At 68.9% G+C, this 25,720-nt stretch carries 22 protein-coding genes; 18 read left to right on the plus strand and 4 right to left on the minus strand.

The genetic code is table 11. The features are described 5' to 3' along the window. The first annotated feature begins 13 nt into the window (after positions 1-13). From ABD116_RS21380 to ABD116_RS21455, 16 genes are all read left to right on the plus strand, one after another. Entirely contained in the window at positions 14-655 is a 642-nt protein-coding gene (locus ABD116_RS21380) for a sensor histidine kinase (RefSeq protein WP_343972832.1), read from the plus strand. Beyond that, entirely contained in the window at positions 652-1,287 is a 636-nt protein-coding gene (locus ABD116_RS21385) for a LuxR C-terminal-related transcriptional regulator (protein ID WP_343972835.1), read from the plus strand. The genes ABD116_RS21380 and ABD116_RS21385 overlap by 4 nt, the downstream gene beginning before the upstream one ends. Further along, positions 1,284-1,991 (plus strand): response regulator, encoded by a 708-nt coding sequence (locus ABD116_RS21390; protein WP_343972838.1) that lies wholly within the window; start codon positions 1,284-1,286, stop codon positions 1,989-1,991. Before ABD116_RS21385 ends, ABD116_RS21390 begins: the two co-directional genes overlap by 4 nt. 92 nt (positions 1,992-2,083) lie before the next feature. Next, positions 2,084-3,301 carry a DegT/DnrJ/EryC1/StrS family aminotransferase gene (locus ABD116_RS21395; RefSeq protein ID WP_343972841.1) on the plus strand — a complete coding sequence of 406 codons (1,218 nt, stop codon included), beginning with the start codon at positions 2,084-2,086 and terminating at the stop codon, positions 3,299-3,301. Next, positions 3,298-4,782, plus strand: a complete 1,485-nt coding sequence (locus ABD116_RS21400; RefSeq protein ID WP_343972843.1) for a polysaccharide biosynthesis protein — start codon at positions 3,298-3,300, stop codon at positions 4,780-4,782. The genes ABD116_RS21395 and ABD116_RS21400 overlap by 4 nt, the downstream gene beginning before the upstream one ends. Before the next feature lie 33 nt (positions 4,783-4,815). Then, positions 4,816-6,273, plus strand: a complete 1,458-nt coding sequence (locus tag ABD116_RS21405) for an RtcB family protein (RefSeq protein WP_343972846.1) — start codon at positions 4,816-4,818, stop codon at positions 6,271-6,273. Between the two features lie 26 nt (positions 6,274-6,299). Next, positions 6,300-10,529, plus strand: a complete 4,230-nt coding sequence (locus tag ABD116_RS21410; RefSeq protein ID WP_343972849.1) for a right-handed parallel beta-helix repeat-containing protein — start codon at positions 6,300-6,302, stop codon at positions 10,527-10,529. A 28-nt stretch (positions 10,530-10,557) separates the two neighbouring features. Further along, complete coding sequence (locus ABD116_RS21415) at positions 10,558-11,802, plus strand: GumC domain-containing protein (protein ID WP_343972852.1); 1,245 nt, start codon at positions 10,558-10,560, stop codon at positions 11,800-11,802. Continuing rightward, on the plus strand, positions 11,799-12,818 hold the full coding sequence (locus tag ABD116_RS21420; RefSeq protein WP_343972855.1) for a hypothetical protein: 1,020 nt from the start codon (positions 11,799-11,801) through the stop codon (positions 12,816-12,818). The genes ABD116_RS21415 and ABD116_RS21420 overlap by 4 nt, the downstream gene beginning before the upstream one ends. Beyond that, complete coding sequence (locus ABD116_RS21425) at positions 12,818-13,972, plus strand: glycosyltransferase (RefSeq protein ID WP_343972858.1); 1,155 nt, start codon at positions 12,818-12,820, stop codon at positions 13,970-13,972. The genes ABD116_RS21420 and ABD116_RS21425 overlap by 1 nt, the downstream gene beginning before the upstream one ends. Then, positions 13,969-14,406, plus strand: coding sequence for a hypothetical protein (locus ABD116_RS21430; RefSeq protein ID WP_343972861.1), 438 nt, complete (start codon positions 13,969-13,971; stop codon positions 14,404-14,406). Before ABD116_RS21425 ends, ABD116_RS21430 begins: the two co-directional genes overlap by 4 nt. Further along, on the plus strand, positions 14,403-15,446 hold the full coding sequence (locus ABD116_RS21435) for an aminoglycoside phosphotransferase family protein (protein WP_343972864.1): 1,044 nt from the start codon (positions 14,403-14,405) through the stop codon (positions 15,444-15,446). Before ABD116_RS21430 ends, ABD116_RS21435 begins: the two co-directional genes overlap by 4 nt. A gap of 7 nt (positions 15,447-15,453) precedes the next feature. Beyond that, on the plus strand, positions 15,454-16,749 hold the full coding sequence (locus ABD116_RS21440; protein ID WP_343972866.1) for an O-antigen ligase family protein: 1,296 nt from the start codon (positions 15,454-15,456) through the stop codon (positions 16,747-16,749). Then, the gene (locus tag ABD116_RS21445; RefSeq protein WP_343972868.1) at positions 16,746-18,071 is read left to right on the plus strand and encodes an oligosaccharide flippase family protein; all 1,326 of its coding nucleotides are present in this window, start codon (positions 16,746-16,748) and stop codon (positions 18,069-18,071) included. The genes ABD116_RS21440 and ABD116_RS21445 overlap by 4 nt, the downstream gene beginning before the upstream one ends. Next, positions 18,068-19,147, plus strand: a complete 1,080-nt coding sequence (locus ABD116_RS21450; RefSeq protein WP_343972871.1) for a hypothetical protein — start codon at positions 18,068-18,070, stop codon at positions 19,145-19,147. The genes ABD116_RS21445 and ABD116_RS21450 overlap by 4 nt, the downstream gene beginning before the upstream one ends. A gap of 17 nt (positions 19,148-19,164) precedes the next feature. Next, positions 19,165-19,836, plus strand: coding sequence for a sugar transferase (locus tag ABD116_RS21455; RefSeq protein WP_343972874.1), 672 nt, complete (start codon positions 19,165-19,167; stop codon positions 19,834-19,836). Position 19,837: 1 nt separating this feature from the next. On the opposite strand, the gene ABD116_RS21460 is transcribed toward ABD116_RS21455, so the two are convergent. After that, entirely contained in the window at positions 19,838-21,424 is a 1,587-nt protein-coding gene (locus ABD116_RS21460) for an MBL fold metallo-hydrolase (protein WP_343972877.1), read from the minus strand. Between the two features lie 118 nt (positions 21,425-21,542). Between ABD116_RS21460 and ABD116_RS21465 the strand changes: the two genes are divergently transcribed. Next, positions 21,543-21,842 carry a PadR family transcriptional regulator gene (locus ABD116_RS21465; RefSeq protein ID WP_343972880.1) on the plus strand — a complete coding sequence of 100 codons (300 nt, stop codon included), beginning with the start codon at positions 21,543-21,545 and terminating at the stop codon, positions 21,840-21,842. Further along, a complete protein-coding gene (locus tag ABD116_RS21470) occupies positions 21,839-22,453 on the plus strand; it encodes a hypothetical protein (RefSeq protein ID WP_343972883.1) in 615 nt (204 codons plus the stop codon). The genes ABD116_RS21465 and ABD116_RS21470 overlap by 4 nt, the downstream gene beginning before the upstream one ends. On the opposite strand, the gene ABD116_RS21475 is transcribed toward ABD116_RS21470, so the two are convergent. From ABD116_RS21475 to ABD116_RS21485, 3 genes are read right to left on the minus strand one after another with little or no spacing between them, the layout of a single operon-like run. After that, positions 22,450-23,607, minus strand: coding sequence for an alpha/beta hydrolase family protein (locus ABD116_RS21475; RefSeq protein ID WP_343972886.1), 1,158 nt, complete (start codon positions 23,605-23,607; stop codon positions 22,450-22,452). The genes ABD116_RS21470 and ABD116_RS21475 overlap by 4 nt on opposite strands. A 50-nt stretch (positions 23,608-23,657) precedes the next feature. Next, a complete protein-coding gene (locus ABD116_RS21480) occupies positions 23,658-24,566 on the minus strand; it encodes a decaprenyl-phosphate phosphoribosyltransferase (protein WP_343972889.1) in 909 nt (302 codons plus the stop codon). Further along, a complete protein-coding gene (locus ABD116_RS21485) occupies positions 24,563-25,612 on the minus strand; it encodes a phosphodiester glycosidase family protein (RefSeq protein WP_343972892.1) in 1,050 nt (349 codons plus the stop codon). The genes ABD116_RS21480 and ABD116_RS21485 overlap by 4 nt, the downstream gene beginning before the upstream one ends. Positions 25,613-25,720 lie beyond the last annotated feature (108 nt).

Here is a 25,720-nt window from a genome sequence, read left to right on the forward strand (position 1 = left end):
AGGGGGGTCACGGATGAGTGCTGTCAGTGCGCCGGAACCATTCGTCGAGAAGAGTGCGGAGACGAACAACCCGGATCAGCTGAAGAGGCTGTGCCACGACCTGCGGCAGTACGTTGCCGCAGGTCTCTTGCTGTCCGAGCCGAGGGCCGGGCAGGACGCCGGGCAGACCCGGATGACCTTGATCCACCAGCAGTTCACCGCGATCGCCGAGATGCTCGCGGCCGAGTTCGATCGCGGTCACGACACCGGCACGGTCAATCTTTCCCGACTCGTCACCGAGTGCGCGGAGGTCGTACGGCTCACCCACCGGGGCAGGATCACCGTCGTACGCTCGAAGCACGTCCTGGTGGCGGGCGAGCAGGCACTGTTCCGGCGGGCAGTCGGCAATCTGCTCGACAACGCCTGCCGCGCGGCCGGAGCGAACGGGTCCGTGACGGTGACGGTCGGTGTGGACGGCGACGAGGCGAAGGTCGAGGTCGTCGACGACGGCGCGGGTTTCGGCGGCATCGCGTCGGGCACCGGCCACGGCCTACAGGTCGTCGCGGCCGCGGTGCGGGCCTGCAAGGGCCGACTCGAGATCTCCAGCGGACCAGGAACCGGTACCACTGTCCGCCTCTGTGTCCCGGCCCTCCGGCGTCCGGTGAGGCCGGCATGAGGCTCGCGATCTGCGACGAGCAATGGCTCTTCTCGTCGGTCCTGTCGACGGCCCTCGCGCAGCAAGGCCACGAGGTGGTCCTGACCACCGACGAGCCCGCCGTTCTGATGAGCCGCGCCACCGAGTCGCGTCCGGACATCTGCGTCATCGACGTCGTGGAGACCTATGCGGTCGCGGTGGCCGGGTTCCTGGCCGGACTCGACGATCCACCGGCCGTCGTCCTGCTCACCGATGTCTGCCAGGACGGTGTCTGGGAGGCCTACGAGCAAGGCCTGATCCGCGGCGTGGTCAACAAGGCCTGCGCCTTTCCCGTACTGATGAACACTCTCGACCGGGTCGCCGGTGGCGAGCGGGTGTCCGAGGGCTGGCAGATCCCGGGTCAGCGGCAGGACCACGGCGTCGTGGACGCGCTCACCGGCCGCGAGCTCGAAGTACTGCGGCTCGTCGTGCGCGGTCATTCCACGCAGGAGATGGCCGACCGGCTCGGGGTCAGTCGGCACACTGTCCGGACCCACGTTCAGCAGATCCTGCGCAAGCTCGGAGTCCACGGCAGGGGCAAGATCGCCAGGGCGGCCGAGGCCGCCGGTCTGGTCGACGCGGCCGTCCTGAGCAGCGGTGGTAGGCCGGTATGACCGAGGGCGCGACTCTCTTGCTCGTCGACGATCATCGCGTCTTCGCGGACGTCCTCGGCGAAGCGTTGCTGGCAGAAGACGGCATCAGCCGGGTGGACCGTGCCTCGAACCTCGACGCGGCCCGGGCACTCATCGCCTCCGATCCACCCGACCTCGTGCTGCTCGACCTGATGCTCGCCGACGAGTCCGGGTTCGACCTGCTCGACGAGTTGGCCCGCAGTGCGGACGCGCCGCCGGCCATCGTCTTGTCCGGCAGCAACGAGCCGCGCCTGATCGTCAAGGCACTCGAGTCGGGTGCAGGCGGATGGCTGTCGAAGACCACACCACTGCAAGCGCTGATGGCGGCTGTGTGGCAGGTCCTCAGCGGCCAGCTCTACCTCGCGCCGGCCACGTTGCGGCCGGTGCTGGATCATCTGCTGTCGGATCGCCGAGGACGGCAGGCGGCCGCCGAGTTCGTCGCGGAACTGACGCCGCGCGAGCTCGAAGTACTGCGCTGCCTGGTGTCCGGGATGACCCGGGCCGAGGTCGCCGCACAGCTGTTCGTCTCGATGAACACGGTCCGGACCCACGTGCAGAGCCTGCTCCGCAGATCGGACCAGCACTCGGCCCTCGCCCTGGTGGCCTTCGCCCGGTCACACGGCGTGAAGGGCATCGACGAAATCGACGAACTCCCGGCCGCCGGCTGCCGCGGATCGTCCTTCTGACGTAGACGTTCTCACCTCCTCGTCGGGCGCGGGCCACGCTCACGGCCCGTAGCGTCGAGGTCAAAGCAGTGGCTCTGAGGGGGGCATACGGGATGACTACCCGAATCAATGCTGTGCCGCGCGCCGTACCGGCCGAAGAGGTCCAGGTGCCGTTCGCGGACTGCTACATCACCGCCGCGGCCCAGAACGCCGCACTCCGCGTACTCCGGTCCGGCTGGGTCACCACCGGCCGCGAGGTGGCCGCCTTCGAGGGCGAGTTCGCCGGCTATGTCGGCGCGGACCATGCCGTCGCCGTTTCCTCGTGTACACACGGGATCGAGCTCGCGTTGCGCTCCTACGGGCTGCCGCGCGGATCGCTCGTCCTCACCTCGACGATGACGTTCTGCGGCGCCGTCCAGGCCATCGTGCACGCAGGCCTGCAACCGGTTCTCGTCGATGTCGACGCGATCACCGGCATGCCGACTCCCGCCACCGTGCGGGACTCAGTACGAGCCTTCGGACAACCCGCGGCGATGACCGTCGTGCACTGGGCGGGTGACCTTGCGGACGTACCGGCGCTGGCCGACGCGGCCGGGCTCACGCTCGACCAGGTCGTCGTCGACGCCGCTCACGCGATCGGCACCTACGAGGGCTCGACACCCATCGGCTCGCAGTGCGGAGCGACCTGTTTCAGCTTCTACGCAACGAAGAACCTGCCGCTCGGCGAAGGCGGCATGATCACTACCAACAACGCGGACCGGGCCGGATGGTTGCATCAGGCCCGTTTGCACGGGATGACCGCCGACGCGTGGCGCCGGTACCTCCCCGGCGGCAGTTGGCGCTACGACGTCGCCGAAGCCGGTCTCAAAGCCAACATGACCGACATCCAGGCAGCGATGGGACGCGCCCAGCTCACGCACCTACCCAGGTGGCAGGAGCGCCGAGCCCAGATCGCTGCCCGTTATGACCTCCAGCTGTCCACGCTGCCGGCGGTGGCGCTCCCCCACCGCCCCGCACCCGGAACCGGCACCCACGCGTGGCATCTCTACCCGATCCGGCTGGCAGCAGGGATCGAGCGGGACGAGGTGATCGCCGAACTGGCGGCCCGGGGAGTCGGCACCTCGGTGCACTTCATCCCGGTCCACCAGCTCACGTACTTCGGCCAGGTCGCGTCGATTCCCCCGAGCGGGATGAACGGCGCAGACGCCCTTTTCGACCAGTTGCTGTCACTACCGATCCACCCCCGTCTGACCGACGGCCAGATCGATGCCGTGTGCGCCGCGTTGGCAGACGCGACGAACCGGCGGTTCTCCAGAAAGGGAGCGGAATGAGTCAGCCTGTGTTGCTACGGCAAGACGAGAAGAACCTGTTGCGGACCATCGTGGTCGGGGCCGGTGAGGCCGGCCTCGCCCTGGCCCGCGACCTGCACCGGGTCAGCTCGTTCGGGCTGGAGCCGGTTGGCTTCCTGGACGACGACGAATCCAAGCAGGGCCGGCGGTTCGGAGGACGCCGGGTACTGGGCACGCTGGCCGATCTCGAGGCCGTACTCGAAAGCAACCGCGTCGATGTCGTCGTGGTCGCCATCCCGTCGATGCCGACCCACGAGGTGAAGCAGCTCGGACTCCGGGCGGCCGCCCAAGGCGTCACCGTGCTCCACCTGCCGCCGTTCCTGTCGGCGCTGCAGCGGCAGATCGCCGGCACCGACATGCGCGCTCTCCAGGTCGGCCCGTTGATCGGGCGCCCGGAGATGCACGTGGTCAGTCGCGGTGCGGCCGAGGCCATCGCCGGCAAGCGGGTCCTGGTGACGGGCGCGGGCGGTTCGATCGGCAGCGAGTTGTGCCGCCAGGTCTACGGCTTCGGGCCGGCCGAGCTGATCATGCTCGACCACGACGAGTCGAACCTGCACCGCACCCAGCTCGATCTGTGGGGCGAGGCGCTGCTGGACACCGAGAGCACTGTGGTGGCCGACATCCGCGACAGCGAGCGGATCCACCAACTGTTCCGCGACCACCGTCCGCAGATCGTCTTCCACGCCGCGGCCCTCAAACACCTGCCGGTACTGGAGCGCCACCCCTGCGAAGGCGTGAAGTCGAATGTCCGGGGCACCGAGAACCTGGTCGAGGCCGCGATCGCCTACGACGTCGAACGGTTCGTGCTGATCTCCACCGACAAGGCAGCCAACCCAGCTTCGGTGCTCGGGGCAACCAAACGGCTGGCCGAGCTGGTCCTGGAAGCGCACCACGGCTCGGACACCGTGCTGACGGCGGTCCGGTTCGGCAACGTACTCGGCAGCCGCGGCTCGCTCCTGCACGTGGTCCGCGACCAGCTCGCCAGCGGCGCGGACGTGACCGTGACCCACCCGGACGTGAACCGCTTCTTCATGACCATCGAGGAAGCCGTCGGACTGGTCCTCGAGGCGGCCCGGATGGCCGACGGCTCCTCGACGTACGTCCTCGACATGGGCGAACCGGTCCGGATCGTCGACCTGGTCCGCAACTTCGCGAACCTGCTCAACATCCGCGACGTGAAGTTCCGCTACACCGGCCTGCGGCCCGGCGAGAAGCTGACCGAGGAGCTGTTCGGCTGCGAGGAGGAAGCACTGCCGACCGACCACCCGCGGATCTCGATGACGAAGCCGCCGCACGCCGTCCCCGGCTTCCGGGCCGGCCTGCGCGAGCTGTACGACGCGGCCTCACACAACCGTCCCGACGAGGTGTTCCGGCACCTGCGCCGGCTCGTCCCGGAGTACACCCCGGCCCCCGGCCTGGTGTCCGCTGTCACCGCGGGCGCGCCGTACCCGGACGACTTCTGACCACGTGACCGCCTACCACGACTGCGAGCAGCCATGACCACTGATCACCAGCCACCACTGAATGTCCGCGTCCTCGACGCCGTCACCGACCCCCCGACGGTCTTCGATGACAGTCACCTGCTGCCGGCCAACCAGACCACGGTTGCAGCGCTGCGTCATCGGGTCGAGGGCGCGGACCTGGCTGCTCCGCCGGTCGTGCTGCCCGACTTCCATCACAAGTCCAAGATGGAGCTGCCGTCCAGTGTCGCGGTCGCGACCAACGGCACGATCCGTCCCGACCTGACCAGCTCGTCGGTGAACTGCGGGATGGCGCTGATCGCCGTCGACTCTGAGGTTCCCGACGAGCGCGCCATCGACACCTTCATGCGGGCCGTCCGCCAGCGTTATCCGTACCCCACTCAGGGCACGCGCGAGCTGTCCCGCTCCGAGGTGGTCAGGGCGGTCAAGAACGGCTCGGAGTTCAGCGTCGAGCGCTGGGGCGCACCCGCCGACGACCTCGAGCGGATCGAGGAGGGCGGCCGGATCGAGCTGGAGCGGTACGGCGGGATCGACCGGCTGCAGTCCGAGCTCCCCGGCGTCGCCTTCCAGCTGGCGCGGTACCGGTTCGGGACCGTCGGCCCGTCGAACCACTTCGTCGAGCTGCAGCGGGTCGAGGAGATCCTCGATCCGGAGCGGGCCGCGAAGCTAGGGGTGAAGGAAGGCCAGCTGACCATCCAGTACCACGGTGGCGGCGGTGTCTTCACCGGCGAGATCGGCCGGCTCTTCTTCCGTCGCAAGGACTACCCACGCCAGATCAAGGCGGTCAACGCGGCCCTGAAGCCGTGGTTCCACCTGCGTTCGGCGAAGTCCTTCGCCCAGCTCAAGGCCCGGCTGAGCCTCTACTTCACCGACGGTTGCACGCCGCTCGGGCTCGCCACCGACGAAGGCCAGCGACTGATGCTGGCCACGGCGGCAGCGATGAACTACGGCTTCGCCTTCCGTACCGCGACCTACGCGGCGCTCCGCAAGATCGCGGCCGAGTCCTTCGGCGGCGCCACCGGACGACTCGTCGTCGACTCCCCCCACAACAGCATCTACGAGGAGCCCGTCGACGGATCGACGGCTGTGGTCCATCGGCACAACTCCTGCCGGGCCTTCCCAGCCAGCATGATGACGCCCGGGACCACCTTCGCGGACACCGGTCAGGCCGTCCTGCTGCCCGGCACGCATCGCACCTCCAGCTATCTCGCGGTAGCCGGGGACAAGGCCGCCAACAGCCTCTACTCCGCGTGCCATGGCGCCGGCACGGTCGTGAAGGACCTGGTCACCCGGGGCATCTCCGGCGACGACCCACTCGGCCGCAAGACGCTGCGCTATCGCTATGACGACGGCGCACCCACCGACGCCCCGCACTTCGACAACCGCGGCGTCGACGCCGCGCTCGACGTCCTCGTCCGCAACGGGCTGGTCCAGCCCGTCGCCCGGATGCGGCCGGTAGCCGTACTCCACTAACCACGCTTCCAGACGCAGGAGAGATCATGTACAGACGGCTCAAGCAGCTGGCGGCCGGATCGGTCATGATCCTCGCCGCGTCCACCCTCGTCGTCGTCAGCAGCGGCCCGGCAGCCGCAGCCGGCACGGGCTACTGGGTGAACAACGGCGCGGCCAACTGCAGCGACACCCTGGCAGGCGCCGGCACCCAAGCTGTTCCGTTCTGCACGATCTCCCAGGGCACCAAGAAGGCGATCGCGCCGGGCGACACCGTTCACGTCGCGCCCGGCACATACCGCGAGCAAGTCACCATCAACGCCTCCGGTACCGCCACCGACCCAATCAGCGTCGTCGGTGACGCACCCGGTGTCGTCATCCTCGGCACCCGCTCCCTGAGCACAGCAGCGCTCTGGACGGCGACAAGCACGACAGCGTGGAGTACGCCGTACGCGCCGCCCTCCGTCCCACGGCAGGTGTTCTTCGACGGTCAACGTCTGGCGACCGCGACCTCGGCAACCACCACAGTCGCGAACAGCTGGTTCTACGACGCGACCGCCAAGGTCCTGTACGTCGACGCCGGCGGCGCCAACCCCGGCGACGGCCACCAGGTCGAGGCCGGCGCGCAATCCTTCGGCGTCACCGCGAGCAGCAAGTCGAACGTTGCCATCAGCAACATCGAGACCGACCGGCCGAACCTGGCCGGCGTCCGGCTGCTGACCGCGACCGGGGCCACCATCGATCACGTCACCGCCTCCCAGTCGGCCAGCAACGGCATCCTGATCGATACCTCACCGGGCGGCGGCAACGTCGTCCGCGCTGCCGCCGTCGACGGTTCGTTGTCGACGGGGATCCGGATCGCCGCGTCCAGCGGCGTCACCGTCACCGGGTCGAGCAGCCATCACAACGGCCTGCACGGCATCGGCCTGTCCACCTCGTCGAACAACCTGATCGACGGCAACACCACCTACGCGAACACGTCCGTCAACCCGAACGCCACCTCGGCCGGCATCGACGTCAACACGAACTCCCCCGACAACACGGTCGTCAACAACGTCACGTACCAGAACCAGGACACCGGCGTACAGGTCTACAGCGGCTCGCACCGCGCCCTCGTCGCCCGCAACATCTCCTACGCCAACGGCGACCACGGCTTCGACACCCTCGCATCGACCGGCGTCCGCTACCTCAACAACACCTCGTACGCAAACCGCCGAGACGGCATCTCCGTCGAAGGCGTCTCCACCGGCACGACCCTGACCAACAACCTGCTGGTCGACAACGGCGTCACCGCCACCGAGTACAACCTGTACGTCGACGCCGGCTCGGTCTCCGGATTCAGCGCCGACTACGACACCGCCTTCAACCACACGACCGCTCCGACCACGAAGGTCGGCGGCGTCGTCTACCCGAAGCTGTCCGGGTACGCCACCGCCAGCGGCCAGGAGAGCCACGGATCTTCGATCGACCCCGACCTCGTCAACCCGGCGTCCGGCGACTTCAGGCTCACCGCCGGCTCGACCGCCGTCGACTCGGCGAACTCCGGCGCCACCGGCTTCCGGGCGACCGATGCCGCTGGCAACCAACTCGCCGATGACACGATCGTCGCCGACACCGGCGCCGGCACACCGGCGTACGCCGATCGCGGCGCGCTCGAGTTCCAGCCGGTCGCCGGTTCGACGAACTACGCACCGCACGCCGCGCTGATCCTCAACCCCGCCGCGATGAGCACCCCGCCGTCGCCCCCGGTGACCGCCGACGCGAGCGGTTCGAGCGACGCGGATCTGTTCGGCATCGCGTCCTACACCTTCGACTTCGGCGACGGCACGGTCGTCGGCCCGCAACCCACGCCGACTGCCACTCACACCTATGCTGGTCCAGGCAGCTACGCGGTCACCGTGACCGTCACGGATGCCGCGGGTCTCACCGACTCCGCAAGCTCGCAAGAGGTCATCAGCACCCGACCGGTCCAGACCTACTCCGTCGAACAGACCAACCCCGCCTGCACCGACACAGGCCCCGGCACCGTCGCCTCACCGTTCTGCACCATTGGCGCCGCCACCAAGAAACTGCTCGCCGGTGACACCGCCCTCGTCGGACCAGGCCAGTACCGCGAGCAGGTCACCATCACCGCCAGCGGCGAGCCGGCCAACCCGATCACCCTGAAGGCCACCTCGCCGAGCGCCGTCATCGTCGGCACCAACGACGTCTCCGACGCCGCCGGCTGGACCGCCACCGCGACGACCGCCTGGACGCACACCTTCGCGGTCGCTCCCGCTCAGGTCTTCCTGGACGGGCAGCCCTTGCCCAAGGCAACCAGTGCGACCACGACCACTCCGAACAGCTGGTACTACGACGCCGCCACGACCAGCCTCTACGTCGACACCGGCGGCACCAACCCGGCAGCCGGCCACACCGTCGCGGCGGGCGCTCGCAGCTTCGGCATCCTGCTCCGCCAGGTCAGTGACATCGCGGTCTCCGGATTCGCGATCCGCCAGCAGAACTTCAACGGGGTCGATCTGGACCGGACCCAGCGAGTCATCCTCGGGGACCTCGACGTCGCCCAGGCCGGCGCTCCCGGTATCACGGTCGACGCGTCGAGCAACGCGAGCCTGACCGGCATCCAGTCCGCCTTCAACCTCTCCATCGGTGTCCGGTTCTTCAACTCCACCGACAGCGAGCTGCGCAACTCGGTCACCCACGAGAACCAGCACCACGGCGTCAGCGTCCAGGGCAGCACCCGGGTCACCGTGGCCTGGGTGACCACCTACCGCAACAAGCGACTGTCCACCCGGATCGCCACCGGCATCGACGTCAGCGCCTCCTCTCAGCAGACCCTGATCGAGGCCAACCTCAGCTACGGCAACGACGACTCCGGCATCGAGTCCTACAGCGGTTCGACCGGTACGACGATCCGCCGCAACGTCGTCTACGACAACGGCGACCACGGCATCGACACCTCGTTCGCACCGAACACCACGGTCCTGTCGAACACGGTCGTCCGCAACGCCACCGCCGGGATCAACTTCGAGGGCGGCTCGACCAACTCCACCGCCCGCGACAACATCGCGATGGACAACGCCGTCGGCAGTACCCGGACGATCGGCGAGATCCGGGTCGACGAAGCGTCCAGCCCGGGCACCACACTCGACCGCGACCTGGTCTTCCAGACAGCTGCCAACGGCAACTTGTACGAATGGGCATCCCAGCCGTACACGTCGATCGCCGCTTTCCGGACCGCGAGTGGACAGGAGGCCGCCGGCCAGGCAGCCAACCCGCTCTTCGTAAATCTCACCGGTCGCGATCTGCACCTGACCGGCCAGTCCCCCGCGATCGACTCCGCCGACACCGCGGTGACCGGCTGGACGGCGACCAACCGCGACGGCACGGCTCTGGCCGACAACCCGGTGATTCCCAACACCGGCGTGGGACCGGTCGTCTTCGCCGACCTCGGCGCCTTCGAGTTCGTCGGACCGGTGGCCAGGGCGACCGTCACGCCGGCCTCGGCGTTGTTCGCCCCGGTGGACGTGACCGTCGACGGGTCGACCAGCGTCGGACTGGGCGCGCCGATCACGGCGTACCAGATCGCCTGTGGCAACGGGACGGTGCTGACGACCTCGAGCGGCGTCTGCCGGTACACGGCGGCCGGCACCTTCACGCCGACGGTCACCGTGACGGACTCGTCCGGCCTGAGCGACACCTGGACCGGCACCGCCCTGGTGGTGAAGCCGAACGGCCTGCCGACCGCACGGATCACCGCGACTCCGAACCAGGCCTACCGGCCGCAGCAGGTCGTCCTCAACGCGGGCGCTTCGTCGGACGCCGATGGCAGACCACTGGCGAGCTACACCTTCGACTGCGGCAACGGACAGACCTCCGGCGCGCTGACGACCTCGTCGTTCACCTGCAGCTACCCGAACGCGGGCATCTTCACCTCCCGGGTGACGGTTCGCGATACGGCCGACGCCAGCAGCACCGCGACCGCCCAGGTCAGGATCCTCGCGGACGTGGCGCCGAACGCGGACCTCAAGCTCAACAAGTCCTCGATCAAGTTGAAGCAGTCCGTCACCGCGGACGCGTCGGGGTCGACCAGCGTCGACAAGTCGCCGATCGCGACCTACCTGTTCAGCTGCGGCAGCGGGCCGGCCAAGCCGGTCCAGACCACGCCGACCACCACCTGCACCTACACCTCGATCGGGATCTTCACGGTCCGGGTGACGGTCACCGACACGGTTGGGCTGTCCAGCTCGGCCACGAAGACAGTGCTGGTGCTGCCGTGAGGCACGCCATCGGACGAAGGGCACAGCGATGACCATCGAAGAGATGTTCCGTCGGATCGTGCGGGCCCACCTGGGGATCATCCTGGTGTGCGTACTGCTCCCGGTCGCCGCCGCGATCGCCTGGCAGGCGAGGCAGCCATCGGTCTCGCTGGCCTCGATCCGGCTCCAGGTGGTCTCCGGCGCGCCGCGGTCTGCGACCGAGGCCGAAGGGATCAGCAGCCGGGTACTCGCCCTGGCGACCACACCCGGTCTGCTGGACGCCTCGCTCAAACAGGCGGGCGCACAGCGCGACGTGGCCGAATTCGCCGCCACCCATGTGGCTGCGCAGCGGCTCGGTGAGTCCTCGATCGTCGAGCTGAGCGTCACGGACAAGGACCCGATCGCGGCCGGCCAGATCGTCGCCGCCCTGGCCGAGCGGGTCGCGCTCTTCATGAACCAAGGGGATCGGGCCGCGTTCAACGCCGCGCTGACCAAGCTGGACGAGCAGGTCGACGCGGCCACCGCCAACCGCAACAAGCTCGCACTGCAACTCAAAGGCATCGCCGACATCAACGCCCGGGCCGACATCCAGACGCAGATCCAGTCGGCCGATCAGCTGCTGTCCCAGCTCACCACCCAGCGGGCTTCGCTGACCATCGCCGATGCCACCCGCGACATCGTCGTACCGGTCGGCAATAAGCCGGAGCTCAGTCAGGTCCAGTCACCTCTGCTCCCCCAGGCAGCGCTCGCGTTGCTGCTCGGGCTCGTCCTCGGGCTGACCGCCGCGGCTGTCCTCGAGACGATGCGGCCACGGGTGGCGAGTGTCCGGGCGCTGGCCCATCTGCTGGAGGCGCCCGTCCTGGGCAAGTCCTCCGAAGAGATCGGCTCGCTACGCAACACGATGGCGCTCGCTGCCCGACGGCAGGGAGTCGATGCCGTCGTCCTGATGGGGGCCGACGAATCGGATGCGGACACGGTGAGCCAGTTGCTGTTCTCGCTGTCCGGCTTCGCGTCGGCACCACATCGGGCGAAGAGCACCTCGCCGGGCGGGATCGAGGAGGCCGGTGAAGCGAGCGTGCTCGAGATGGACGCGCCGTTCGCGAACGTCCGGTTCACCGGGTTGTCCGCGGTCACGCCGCAGGACGAGATGACGGCCGGCGTGGTGGTCGTGTCGGGCGGCACGGTGTTGCTGCGCCGCCTCGACGACCTGGACGACGTACTCAAGGCCGTCCGCTGGCCGGTCCTCGGCATCGTCAACGGTCCCGCCAAGCGCCGCTTCGGCAGGCTCGCGTGAGCGCCGCACCGATCGCGCACACCTTCCTGCACACCGCCGGCCAACGGATGGCGGTCGAGGGATCGGCGGCCGCGATCGACACGATTCTCGCTGCGACCGGTGGCGCAGAGCGCGACTGCGATGACCTCCCCAACGTCCTTGTCGCCGTGGAGCCGAGCAAGCAGCGGTTCGGCACCTCTGGCTGCGAGCCGATCACCCGGGGCGTCTGGGCCACCGACCGGCGCGAGGCGATCCTCGACAGCGCGGGCGGCTCCGGCTACAGCCAACTGTGGTCGATCGACGAGGACGGTCTCCGGGTCGTCAGCCGCTGGACGCCGTCGGCCAAGGAAGCCGCCGCAGCTCGGTTGCTTCCCGCCAGGCACCACGCACTGACCGGGCAAGTGCTCGTGCACTACCCCGCGCTGTGGATGGCAATGCAGCAAGGCTTCGCGCCGCTGCACGTATCGGTCGTGGAGATCGACGGAATCGCCGTCCTACTGGCAGGACCCGGTGGCGTCGGCAAGTCCAGCCTGGTGGCGCGCGAGCTGGCCGACGGCAGCCGGGCCACCTGCGACAACCTGGCCGCGTGCGACGGCACCATCGCCTACGGGCTGGCCGAACCGATCCGGCTGCCGGTCGAAGCGACCGATTCGACCGGCCGCAAGACCTTCCACGGCCGCCGCGAACACGGGTGGGAGACGCGGATGCGATCCCTGCGACCCGAGCTGATCGTCGTCGTACGGCGCGGGCTGCAAGCCGACCCTCAGCTTCGATCCATCACCGCCGCGCAAGCAACCCGCGCCATCGTCACCGGCACGTACTCCGCCGGCGAACTCCGGCGCTTCTGGTCGACCGCTGCCGTTCTCGCGATGGCGACCGGTTGTGGGCCGGCGCACCCACCGGTCGAAGACGTCGCTGCCGTTCTCGCCAACCGGCTGCCCTGCTTGGAACTCCAGTTGGGGCGTGAACCCGGCGCGGGCCTGGCCGAGCTCCTGCGGCCGCGCCTGGAGTCGGTCCGCTCGAACGGGGTGTCGTGATGACGGACCGGATCGAGGTCGCCCAGATCGTCACCCGCTTCATCGCCGGCGCCGGCGGGGTCGCCTTGCGCGGCGTCCTGCCGCTGGATCCCAACCGGTACGCCGTCACCATCGTCACCGGGCAGGGCGGACCGTTGACGGAGCGGGCCGAGGCCGCGGGCTTCCGCGTCGTCATCGAGCCTTCGCTGGTCTCGCCGCTGTCACCACGCGACGACCGCACCGCACTGCGCCGGCTCACCAGGCTCTGCGAGGCCGGCGGCTTCGACGTGGTGCACACCCATAGCGCGAAGGCCGGCGCGCTCGGCCGGCTGGCCGCCCATCGAGCGGCCGTCCCGATGATCGTGCACACGTACCACGGCTTTCCGTTCCACGAATTCCAGAACCCGGTGCGCAAGGCGGCGTACGTCGCCATCGAACGCAGGCTGGCGTCGATCACCGACGCCGTGCTCGCGATCGGCAGCGGCGTCGCCACAGAGGCGCTGCGCCGAGGACTGGCGACGCCGTCGTCCTTGCGCACCATCGCTCCGGTGGTCGAGGCCATCACCGTGCCGAAGACCGACGAGTCCCGGGCGGCCGCGCGGGCGGCGCTGGGCCTCGCCGGCGATGGCCTGGTCGTTGGCACGGTCGGCCGGGTCGACTATCAGAAGGCGCCGGAGCACCTGATCGCGGCGATCGCCAACCTGCGGCACCGCGACGCGACAGCCGTCTGGATCGGCTCGGGGCCCGGGCTCACGGCAGCGCGAGAACTCGTCCGCAGGGCAGGGCTGCTCGACCGATTCATGTTCGCCGGCGAGCGATCGGATGTCGCGAGTCTGTTGCCCGCCTTCGACGTGTTCGCGATGGCCAGTCGCTACGAGGGCTTGCCGTGTGCCGTCGTCGAGGCGATGCGATGCGGTGTGCCCGTGGTGGCGACGGCCGTGAACTCCGTACCCGATCTCGTCATCCCGGGCGAGAGTGGAGTACTGGTACCCCCGGGGCGGCCGGAACTGCTTGCGGCGGCGATCGACGGCGTACTGGACGATCCACGGACCGCCGAACGGCTCGTCCGGCAAGGGCTGGTGCTCGCTGGGGCGACCTTCGATGCCGAGCGGCTGGCCGACGTACTGGACCAGGTCTACTCAGGTGGGCGGACCGCCGGTCTGGTGGCGCGATGAGCTTCGCGGAGCCGGCCGGCTCGTCCCGGCTCGCGACCTCGCCCTGGATGACGTTGTGCCCACTCGGCACCTTGGAGATCGACGCCCGGGCCATCGACGACGACCTCTCGGACCAGCTGAAGCCGGACCTGCCGGTGGTGCTGATCGATCAGCGCCCGTTCAGCCGTCGCCGGCTGCGGCGGCTGGCGCGGGAGCTGGCGATCGCGGTCGAGCGCGAGTTCATCGTGCTACCGACGCTGGGCCGGCCGATCGTCCTGATCGACGACACCGAAGCCGCCGTCCGGCACTTCTGGACCACGATCGCCACCGTCCCGCCGGGACTGGCGCTCAGCGCGGTGCCGGCGTCGGCACTGCTCAGCCTCGCCCGGCGGCTGCCCTGGAGCTGGACCGGCGCGGCCGCACCTGGCCGCGCTCTCGTGGGGAGACGACCATGACCGAAGCGCCCCGAGCGATTCATCCCCGGCCGCGGTCGGTGCACGAGCTGCTGTTCGCGCCGGACACCCGCGGCGTGCTGATCGCGGCCTCCCGCGACCCCGACGCCAAGATGACCTTCATCGTCACCCCCGCGCCGGGCACCTTCCCGGGCGGACCGGCCGGCCCGATCGCCGTCAAGATCCCCGCGACGTCCCTGGCCGCGGCGGCGATCCGGCACGAGACCGAGATGCTGATCGACCTGCGCGACGCCGACCTCGGAGGTCTCGGCGAGACTGTCCCCCGGTACGTCGAGACGCTCGACAGCGACGGACTGCCGGCACTGGTCTCCACGGCCTTGCGGGGCAAGCCGATGAGCGTTGCGTACCACCACTGGCTGCACACCGCCCGCGCCCGGCTGGTTGCGGTCGACTTCGCGCTGGCCGGTGGCTGGCTGCGGAGGTTCCAGACCGCGACCTCGGGCGAGCGGACCCGGATCCGGTGGGCCGAGGAGGTGGCCGACCAGTTGCGTGAGCGTTGGGCCGGTCATCCGCAGCTCGACTCCGCCCTGATCAGGTTGACCTCGGCCGATCACCAGCTGGGCGACCAGCGGGTCTGCCGCACGATGGTGCACGGCGACTACTGGTTCGGGAACCTCCTCGTCGACGACGGGGTGATCACCGGCGTGGTCGATTGGGAGGGTGGCGAGCGCAGTGGTTGGCCGCTGCGCGACCTGGTTCGATTCGCGGTCAGTTACTGCCTCTACCTGGATCGGCACACTCGCCCTGGCCACCGTGTACTCCGGCATCGGGGCTTGCGGCGTACGGGTTTTGGCGCGGGCATCAGGTACGGACTGCTCGGCCGAGGCTGGCTACCCGACCTCGTCCGCTCCTACCTTCGCGACGGGCTCACCGCGCTCGGGCTGCCGGCTGACCTCTGGTACAGCGCGGCCCTCGTGGGGCTAGGCGAGGTAGCAGCGCTGGCGAACGACGACGGCTTCGGCAGCGATCATCTCGAGCTGCTGGCGAGTCTGCCGCTATGGCCCACCGAGGGTAAGGAGTGAGAGCCCGATGACGCTGACAGCTCCGCAACGCGCTCCCGGCGGGATCAACCGGCCAGGCCTGCCTCGCGGCGACGTGCTCGCCACCATGATGGGGCTGACCGTCTGCCTGCTCCCGTTCCTGGTCCCCGCTGGGCCGGGCAACACTGCTCTGGCCGACGTCGGCATGACGCTGTGCATCGGCCTTGCCCTGCTCTGGTCGGTTCGCGAACATCTGCCGGTCAAAGTGCCTTATCTACTTGGCATTGCGGGCCTGTTGCTCGGCGGCGCCTTTGCGGCGTACGTCGCACAAGCACCCGTCGGAGTGGGCCTCGTACTGGCGCAGGACGTGCTTCTACTGGCCTGGGGTGCCGCCTTGGCGCTGGGACGCCACAACCCGGCGATCGTGTCGGCGGTCACCCGTGCCTGGTGCCGGACCGCGCCGGTCTACTCCGGTGTGATGGCCGCGGCGTACCTGCTCGGCATCAACGCGCTCAGCGGAGTCTCCGCCAAGGACGGCGTCCGCGCGTCGTACACCTTCGGCGACCCGAACCTGGCCGGCAACTACCTGGTCGTCTCGCTGTTCGTGATGGCCGCGTGCAAGTGCCCGCAGTCCCCCGGCGTACGCCGGATCGCCTACATCCTCGTCCTGGCAGCGATCGGCTTCACCGGCTCGAACGGCGCCATGCTCACCCTGCTGGTCGGGCTCGTCCTCGCCTTCACCGTCACCCGGTACCGCCGCAGAGGTGCTCTCATCGGCCTCACCACGCTGGCCGCGTCGGTGTTGCTGGCCGGACTGGTGTTCGTCTTCGTCATGCCTCGCGTCGACCTGGGCCAAGTCCGTGAAGCCGCAGCCGGCAGTGTCCCGCTGCTGCGCGACTCCTTCGGCCGCAGCGGCAGCTCCACCAGCGAGCGCGCGACCATCGTGCACGAGGGCACCAACCTCTTCTTCGAGGGCGACGCCACCGGGTACGGGCCTGCCCGGACCAAAGCGGCCCTCGCCGCCAACCAGGCGCCGTACGTCAAAGAGGCCCACAACGACTACCTCGCGACCCTGCTCGAACGCGGGCTGATCGGTGCGCTCGGGTTGCTTGCCCTGGGTCTCGCCATCGGTGTGCGGTGCTTCCGGCTCGTCGTCGGCAACCTGCCCGAGTCCTATGCGGCGCTGGTCCCCAGACCCTGGCTGCTGGCCGTCATCGGACCGATCATGGCTACGGCTGCCGGGTTCTACGAGGTACTCCATTTCCGGCATCTCTGGACCTGGCTGGGCCTGGTCGCCGCACTCGTCCTGGTCATGCAGGACCAGCAGAAGAAGCGTGCCTCATGAGAGGCCGTGTCACCGGTGAACTGTTCCGGACCGTCGTGGCGAACACGTCCGCCCGCGCGCTGGCGATCGCCGGCCTGACCCTCGCTACCGTCCTCGTCGCGCGCACCGGCGGCCCATCGGCGGTCGGTGAATATGCACTGCTGCGGATGCTCCCCGGGCTGGTCGGCGTGCTCTGCGTCCTGGGGCTGCCTGGCGCTCTCGCCTACTTCCTCGCGGCTCCGCGGCGAGACCTGCCGCGGCTGTGGCCGACGCTGATCGCGATCGGCTTCGGCGGTGCGTTATTCGGCACGGTGGTCTGGCTCATCGCCTCGCCGGTCATCGCGCACTTGTTCTTCCCGGACGAGCCGGCGTTGCTGATCGCAGCGGCCGGAGTGACCGTGCCGACCCAACTCCTGCTCACCTTGGGGAAGACAGCCCTGCAGGGGTTGGAGGATCGCCGCGGCGGTGACGTGGTCATCGCGGCCGAAGAACTGGCGTTCCTGCCGTGCTACCTGCTGCCGTTGCTCACCGGATTCCACGGGGTCACGGCCATCGTGATCGGCCTCGGGCTAGCCGACCTCGTCGTCGCCGTCGAGGCCTGGCGGCGGGTCAGCCGGTTGCTCGGCTGGCGGCGGTACGGACTGTCGGGCGACGGTCTTGGGTGGTTCGGTAGGCCGGATCGCGAGCTGGGCAGGCAGATAGCGTCGTACGGGCTGCGCGGGCAGGTCGGCGGGCTCATCACGTTGCTCAACCTCCGGCTGGACTTCGCGATCCTGGGCGCGATGGCGGGACCGGCCGTCCTGGGCAGCTACGCCGTCGCCTCGAAGTACGCGGAACTGCTGAGGCTGCCGGGTACTGCGCTGACCTGGGTCTTCTATCCACGGTTGGCGAAGCTCGGGCAGAGTGAGGCCGCCGCGACGGCACGGCGGATGATCCGGCCGACGCTGATCGGCATCCTGCTGGCCGCCATTCCGGTCGCGCTGCTGACCTCGCCGGTGATGCGACTCCTGTACGGCGCGGCGTTCGGTCCGGCCGTCGCGCCGGCGCGGGTGCTGCTCGCGGGCATGTTGCTCGCCGGCGCCTCCGGGGTCGCGAGCGCCTACCTCTATGGACGCGGTACGCCGGGACTCAACTCGATCGTCCTCGGCATCGGACTCGTCATCACGGTCGTCCTCGACCTGCTACTGATTCCCGCCCACGGCGCTATGGGTGCGGCCATCGCCTCCACCGCCGCCTACCTGTCCACCGACGCACTACTCATCGGCCTGCTACTGCGACTGAGCGCGCCCAGTAACGCCCGCCACAGCAGGTCCGCAGTACCGATCACCGAGGTCACTTCATGAAATTCACCGCCCCCGCACTGCTCATCGCCCTGCTGGTCACGGGCTGCTCGAGCGCAACGCCCGACGCCGACCCGACCAACGCTTCACCAGGCGTCACCAACACCGTGCCGCCCACCCAACGCACCGGAGGACCGGTACCGGTCTCCTCGCCGCGGGCCCCGCAGCCACCCCGCCTCGGCGCCGACCGGTACGCCGAACTGGCGACAGCCCTGCATCAGCGTGGCGTGGCCATCTGGTGGGAGACCGACCTGGTATCCCGCTGGCTGGAGGGATCAGCCTCTTTCGACCAGGCGATCGTCCGGCTCGGCGAACTCGCCAAGGTCCCCGGCGTCGTCGGCTTCAAGGTCTCCGACGAGATCGGCTACAAGGACGGCCTCCAGACGATGGCCGACGCGGCCCAGTTCCTGAAGGCCGCCAAGACCCGGCTCGCTCAGGTTGCCCCCGGCAAGCAGTTGCTGGTGGACGCGATCGTGCCCGAACTCGGCTGCCTGCCCTGGCGCGGGACCAACCAACAGGGGTGTGCGCAACGCGTCCGGCTCAAGTATCCGGCCGCGACCGCCGCCGCCCTGGAGAGCTATCTGCGGGCCGGGCTGATCGACCGGCTCGATCTCAGCACCGGCTTGCTCGAGGACGCGACCTACGCCAAGTGGGGCCTGACCAAACGCGAGGCCCAGACCGACGCGTGGAACCGGGTCAAGGCCCAGGGATGGCCACAGCTCACCGTCCTCCAGGCGCGGAAGGCTCTCGCCGAGCCAGACGGCTATCAGGGTGACACCGGCCAGGCGGACGAGGACAGCCGCACCTACATCGACATACCGGTCGCAGCCGGAGCGAAGGCCGTCGACATCTGGACCTGGCGCCAGCAGTACCAGGGCAATGTCGTCAGCCTGCTCGGACCGAGCCTGTCCCCCAACCCGCTGTGGAGCGAACTGGTCCGGCACCACCGCGCGGGAGCTCAGCTCCTGACCCACATGACCCCGTCGCAGATGCCTTCGGAGTCCGCCGCCTTCGCCCATGAATGCGATCTCGCCGCGGCCGCCTTCACCGCGGTCTTCGTCGCCGCCGGAACCGGCTGACCAGCTAAGGAGCCATCATGTCCCTGATCACCCGCACCCGGAGCAAGGCAGCCACCGGCCACGACGGTGTCGGACTGCTTCGCCGGACACTGGATGTCGCCGTCGTCCTGCTGCTGTCGGTGGTAGTCCTGCCGCTGATCGCGGTCGTTGCCATCGGCATCCTGTTGACCGACGGCCGGCCGGTCTTCTTCCGGCAGTCCCGCGTCGGCGAGAACGGGCAACGGTTCACGCTCTACAAGCTCCGCACGATGCGAGTGGTCGCTGCCGGCCCCGAGGTGACCGCCGAGTCGGACGTCCGGATCACCCGCCTGGGCGCCTTCCTGCGGCGTACCGCGATCGACGAGCTCCCCCAGCTCTGGCACGTACTCCGCGGCCAGATGACCCTGGTCGGTCCACGCCCGGAGAGCGACGCCCTGGCCCTTCGCTACCCGGAGTCCTGCCGGCCGATCCTGCTCGCTCGTCCTGGGCTCACCGGCCCCGCACAGCTGCACTACCGCGAACGGTCCAACGTGCCACCTGCGAACTGGACCGATGTCGAGAGCTACTACTTGCAGGTGCTGGTCCCACTGCGGGTCGCGGCCGACCAGGAGTACCTCCACCGCCCGACGCTCAGGCGGACGTTCCACTACCTCCTGCTGACGGCGCTGTTCGTCACCGGCCTGGCCGACGTCCAGCGCCAGGTGCAGTAGGTCAGACAGCTTCGGAGTACGGCTCGCTGCGCTTGATGTGCAGCGAGTCGGACCGGGCGTTGAGGCAGTCGCCGCTGGTCAGGTCGAACTCGAAGTTGTGGCCGAGGCAGCGCAGTACGCCGTTCACCACGACCCCCGTCTCGGCCAGGTCCTCCCCGGCGTGCGGGCAGAAACGGCTGACCTCGATCGTCTCGCCGTTCACCGTGAGCGCGATCGTCTCCTCCGGATCGCGAGCCGCCTCGAACTCCTCGACCGCACGCAGCGCGGCCCGGTCGGCATGCTTCAGCAGCCCGACCAGGTAGTCGTTGTACTGATCGGGCTGGCGCCGGGCGGTGAAGCGGAGCGACAGCAACAGCTCCTCCCACCTCGTACGACCGGAGACCACACCGTCCAGCCAGCGACCGTCGAGGATCAGCCGGTAGTCCGCGTGACAGCCTCCACCGGCCAGCTCGACCCGTACCCGGCTGGGACCGATGTGCGCGTCCCATACACCGCCGTGCGGACCCTCGACCTCGAAGCGCACGGTCATGCCGATCCGCGCCAGGAAGTACTCCGACAGGGTGCCGAGCGACTCGAAGTGCGCCTTGAACCGCTCAGCCAGTCCGGGTGCCGGTGGTGGGTTCGCCGCCCAGACCGCGTCGATCGCTGCACGGCGCCGGTCGGCGTACTCGAGCAGGTAGCGGCGGCGAGCCTCCGAGCCGGCGTCGAGGGAGAAGTCCCGCCACTGTGGGTCTCTGGTGACCTCCAGGCTACCGAGGTCGACCCGGTCGCCGGGGAGCAGGCACACGCCGGGCTGCTCGGGGAGACGCTCGGCCAGCCAGGCCAGCGCCTCGCCCTGGTCGGGAAAGATCCCGCCCGGTTGCAGCCCGCTGTTGAGTTCGAACAGATCGTCGTCGAGGAAGCAGGGCGGCCCGGCGTACGGCATCACCAGCCGCGGCTTGACCTGCCGGACCAGCCGGGTGACGGCCTTGAACTTGCCGACCCGTTTGATCGTCGAGATCCGCTCACGCTCGGCCTCGTCGTACTCGTACCGCACCGGATGCCAGCTCGCGCCGGACATCTGCGCGCCCATCAGGTCGAACTGCCCGCCGACCTCCGCCATCGCCCGCCTGGTCTGGCCGAGCGAGATCCGCGCGTCATTCGTGTGCAGCAGACTGCGACCGGCCACCTTGATCAGCACCGCGGAGTCGTGGCTCATCGGACACTGCTCCGGGATCACCGTCAGCCAGTCGTCGCCACCCAGCGAGTACCGCTGCCATGCGTCCAGCACCACGACCCGCGTCCGCCCGATCGCCGCGAGCCGGCGCTGCATGATCGTCGACGGATACCGCGGAATCACCACCGGCACCTCCGGCGGGAGTCCGGCGATCAGGTCGAGGTCGAGATGGTCGAGATGCTCGTGGGACACAACGACGAGATCCACGTCGAGCAGCTCGGGCGTGAGCAGGTGCGAGTTGTCCGGGAACGGGAACCAGGCGCCGAGGAACGCCCCGGACGACGACATCCAGGGGTCGGCGAGAAGACGGATTCCGGGCGCGTCGAGGCGCAGACCGGCATGACCCAGCGCGGTGACCGTCGGCTCACTCATGGTCCTAGGCTCCCGGCCGGGCCGCCCCGGATCATCCCCCGCCCGGACGAGAACGACTACGCCGTCTTGGCCAGAAGCCGACGGCGGTTTCGTACACGGCGCGTAGTAGACTGCCGGGATGCAGGTCAACGATTCGCAGACGCTGGTGCTGTGTGTGCTCGCGAACGGGCCGATGCACGGGTACGCGATCAACGCGGCGATCGAGGAGCTGACCGGCGAGAGACTCGGCGCCGGAAGCCTGTACGGCGCGCTGACGCGGCTCGAGGCCAAGGGGTTGATCGAGCCGCTGGCGGAGCAGGGGCGGCAGCGGCCAGTCCGGCTGACCGCCAAGGGGCGCACCGAGCTGGAACAGGAGCTGCGCGCCATGGCCAAGGTGGCCGCAACCGGGCTCAAGCATCTCGGAGTGAAGCCGGCATGAGCATCACTCGCGCACTGGTCGGGCTCTACCCGTCGGCCGTCCGCGAGCGATGGGGGCCGGAGCTCGAAGAGGAGGCCCGCCGCGACGGGTGGCGCGGCTGGCCTGATCTGACCGTCAACCTGATCCGGCTCTGGACCCATCCGGCGATCTGGCCGGCCGGATCCGTGACGCATCGGCGGGCCCGCGTCGCGAAGCTCGCCATCGCGGTGACCGGAGCGGGCTGGCTGACCGGCCATGCGCTGCTGGAGTTGTCGGCCGCCGTTCCCCGGGGCTTGGCGCACTCTTGGATCCTCGACGTCTGCGATGCAATCACCTTGCTGGGATTTCTGCTCGTCCTGCCGCTGCTGGCCTGTTGGTGGCTGGCGCTCATCCTGACCGTCGTCCAGCTGGCACGGACGATCGGATCGATTGAGCCGACAGCTGGACCGCGCCGCCTCGTGACCGGGCTCTGGTTCGCGGTCGTCGGCCTCAGCACGAGTGCCGGCGTCTTCGTCACCGCAACATTTGCCAGCGGCAATGACCTGGCGACCGGGTTGGTCGCCGGCTCGGGACTTGTCGCTCTCGCACTGGCCGGCGGCGGCACGATCCGCGACCTCGCGGCCATCGACTAGGCGGCCGTCAGTTCCGGATACCCCCGCGCCAGTGTCGCCAGTGGTGTTCCGCGGTAGGCATGATCGAGGAAAGCCGCCAGGCAATGGTTCTCGATCGCCAGCGCACGGCGTCCGTCGATCGACCCCATACCGACCAGGTTGCTGATCGGTGGAGCGAGGAAGTAGACGGCATAGTCGGTGAAGTCGAAATGCCTCGCGCCGCCAACGACGTACCGCACAGCCTCGCCGCTACTCGCCTTCACCAATGACACGGCGGCAGCCTGCTCGCCGTCAGGATTGGCCGCCTTGGGTCCACAGGTCCCGGTGACACAGGAGTCCTCCGAACTCAGGATCATGTACGGCACCCGAAGCCCTTGCTCGACCACACCGCCGAACTGAGTGCCGTCCAGGTCGACCGCACCGGCACACGACCGGTCTAGACGGCAAGCTTCCAACGAGGCTGCCCCACCGAAGGAATGACCGAGATAGGCGACGCCTGGTTTCACCCGGCCGGCGAATCGGCCCGTCAAGTTGGCGACCTGACCCGCGACGAAGCGTGCGTCCGCTGCCCACAGGTCGACGAGCTTGTTCCCCTCGGCCAGGGCCGGGCCACCGAGATCCTGCGGGTTCCCTATCGGCGTACTCTCCACCAGTTTCCCGTCGAGCACACTCACGTTGGCGCTGTACGTCGGCGTCACCCCGGCGACCAGATAGCCATGACTGGCCAGATCCTCCGCGATCGCCGTGTACTGCGGCGCCGAGAAACCCATCCCCGGCGAGAGCACCACCACCGGGAACCGCCCGTCCGCGACCGGAGCATCCGCCATTGCATGCACCCGGATGTTCTCGAAGTCGGTCTCGAACCAGCCGACCACACCCCCGAACTGCTGCTTGCGCCAAAGTCCCGGCATGTACTCCGCGGGCTCGCCCGACCCCGTCGCCGGATACCAGAGCCAGACTGCCAGGCGGCGTGGCCCGCCATCACTCGCCAGCGGATCCACCCGGCTGCGATCGGTCCACTCGAACGCCGTCCGGCCGACCTGGTGAGATCCCGTCAACGCCGGCAAGACAACCGGCCGGCTGCTCAGCGCGGCCACCACCGCGACATATCCGGTGCAGCCCACCAGCAGCACGAGGACGACCACGGCCAGCACCTTGGCGATCTTCTTCGTCATGACCGCCAATAGTACACGCCACGTACTACGCATCGCGTATCACCTCATCGTCAGGCCAGGTACAACCCGGCACCGACCAGTGCCGCCCAGGACAGGCCCGCGATCACCAGCACGCGGTCGCGAAACAGCTCGTGTTCGGGGAGCTCACCCCGACCGGTTGAGACGAGGAAGCCGTACCGGAGGAGGCCGGTCAGGAAAGGGAGGAAGGAGACGGTAAGAAGTTGGCGGTACACGTCGTCGCCGAGGTACTGGAACGCCCACAGGCCGTAGGACAGACAGGTTCCCAGGAGGGCGACAGTGGTGAGCTGGTCCAGCCAGGCCGACGTGTAGGCCGCCAGGACGGGGCGAGTCCGCGCGTCGGCCGTGCTGGCACCACGCTCTGCACGTCGCTTACCGGCGACCAGGAAGAGGGCGCCGAAGAGCGAGACGACCAGGAACCAGTTGGAGACCGGTACGCCGGTCGCGGTGGCGCCGGCCGCGGCTCGCAGTACGAAGCCGAGGGCAACTGCAACCACGTCGACAACTGCTATGTGCTTGAGGCCGTAGACGTAGAGCAGTTGCGTCACCAGGTAGGCCGCTCCCAGTGCACAGGTCGACGGGCCCAACTGGGTCAGGACCGCCAGTCCCGCCGCAGCCGTGACGATTGCCCAGACGGTCGCGGCTCTTGGTGACAATGCGCCGGAGGCGATCGGCCGGTGCTGCTTGGTCGGGTGGCGGCGGTCGTCTGGCGTATCGCGGACGTCGTTGAGTGCGTAGACCGCGATCGAGAGGAGGGTGAATGCCACGGCGGCGATGGTGGCCTTGAGCAATGCATTGGGCTGATCGACAACGCCGGCCGCCGCCGGCGCGGCGTACAGCATCGTCGCCTTGTGCCACTGCTGCGGCCTGCTGAGTCTGAGGAGTGAGCGAGCGCGGGAAGTACGCAATGCGACGGCTTGCCGCTGCTGGAGCTCAGTCATCGGGCCACGACGTAGAAGTAGTCGCGCTGGTCGTCGATCAGGTACCGGTTCGCGGGTGAATTCATGGACTCGAGCAGCCGCTTGCTCAGGATCGAAGTGCCTTGTGGAGTCTCGATGTCGAAGCTGACCATGGCCGCGTGGATGTCCAGCTCCATCCCCTCTTGGATGCCGGCCTGCTGCATCGCGGCGGCCAGCGTCGCAAGCGTCAGGCCCTGCCCGGCCACGTAGATGAGATTGCCCTTGGCGTCGGTTCCGAGGCCGGAGCGCCAGGTGAACTGGAACTGGCTGCGGACACTCCCCCATCGCCCGTTCGCATTGCTGCTCAGACTGTCCACGATCCGCCCACCGACGATCACCTGGTCCAGGTTCTGCCGGACCGCGACGACATCCGGGCTCATCCCGACGTTCTTGCCCCACTCGCCGATCCGCACCACGCCGTTGCGGTCGATGACCGCAGAGGCTCGGCCGTCCACCAGCGGCACGGCGTCCGACTCTTTGGTCCACCAGCCACCATGCGAGTCGTGCATCTTGAAGCCACCGTTGAAGGTGGCGACCAGTCGCGAGTAGTCACGGACCGGCACGGAGTACCCGTCCTTTGATGCCATCCCGACCACCGGCTCCCTCGTCCCAGGCATCAACCGCACCTGATCCGCACCTTGCGGGATGAGCGCCGCGGCGGCCGCCACCGGCAGGTGTGCGCTGTCCGCGCGGAACCATCCCGTCCAGAGCAACGGCTTGCCTTTGCTGCTCTGCCTGGCAACCGACCAGGTCCCTTCGTGGGGCAACGCCTTGACACCCGGCAGCAACTTGATCGCCGGCAGATCGGTCGCCTTCACCGGCGTCCGGGACGGAACGACCGCTGGCATATCCGTCGGCCGACCGGTTGCCGGGGGTGCCTGGCGGGAGTACTTCCAGGTCTCGATGGCGTCGATCATCCCGCCCGCGCCGTGATCCCTGATCCACTCCACGGTCCGTACCGCGAAGGACGCGTTACCCGGATAGAGCAATGCACGGACATAAGAGACGACGGGCAGGACGAGCAACAAGCAGAGGACCAGCGCAATGACTCTTCGTCGCCTGCGCCTCCGCGCTTTCTCAGCAGGAGATTTGGACTTCATGAACCCAGTAGAACGATTCCCTGCTGAGAGGAAGCG

The sequence above is a fragment of the Kribbella koreensis genome (genome assembly GCF_039525325.1).
Taxonomy (GTDB): domain Bacteria; phylum Actinomycetota; class Actinomycetes; order Propionibacteriales; family Kribbellaceae; genus Kribbella; species Kribbella koreensis.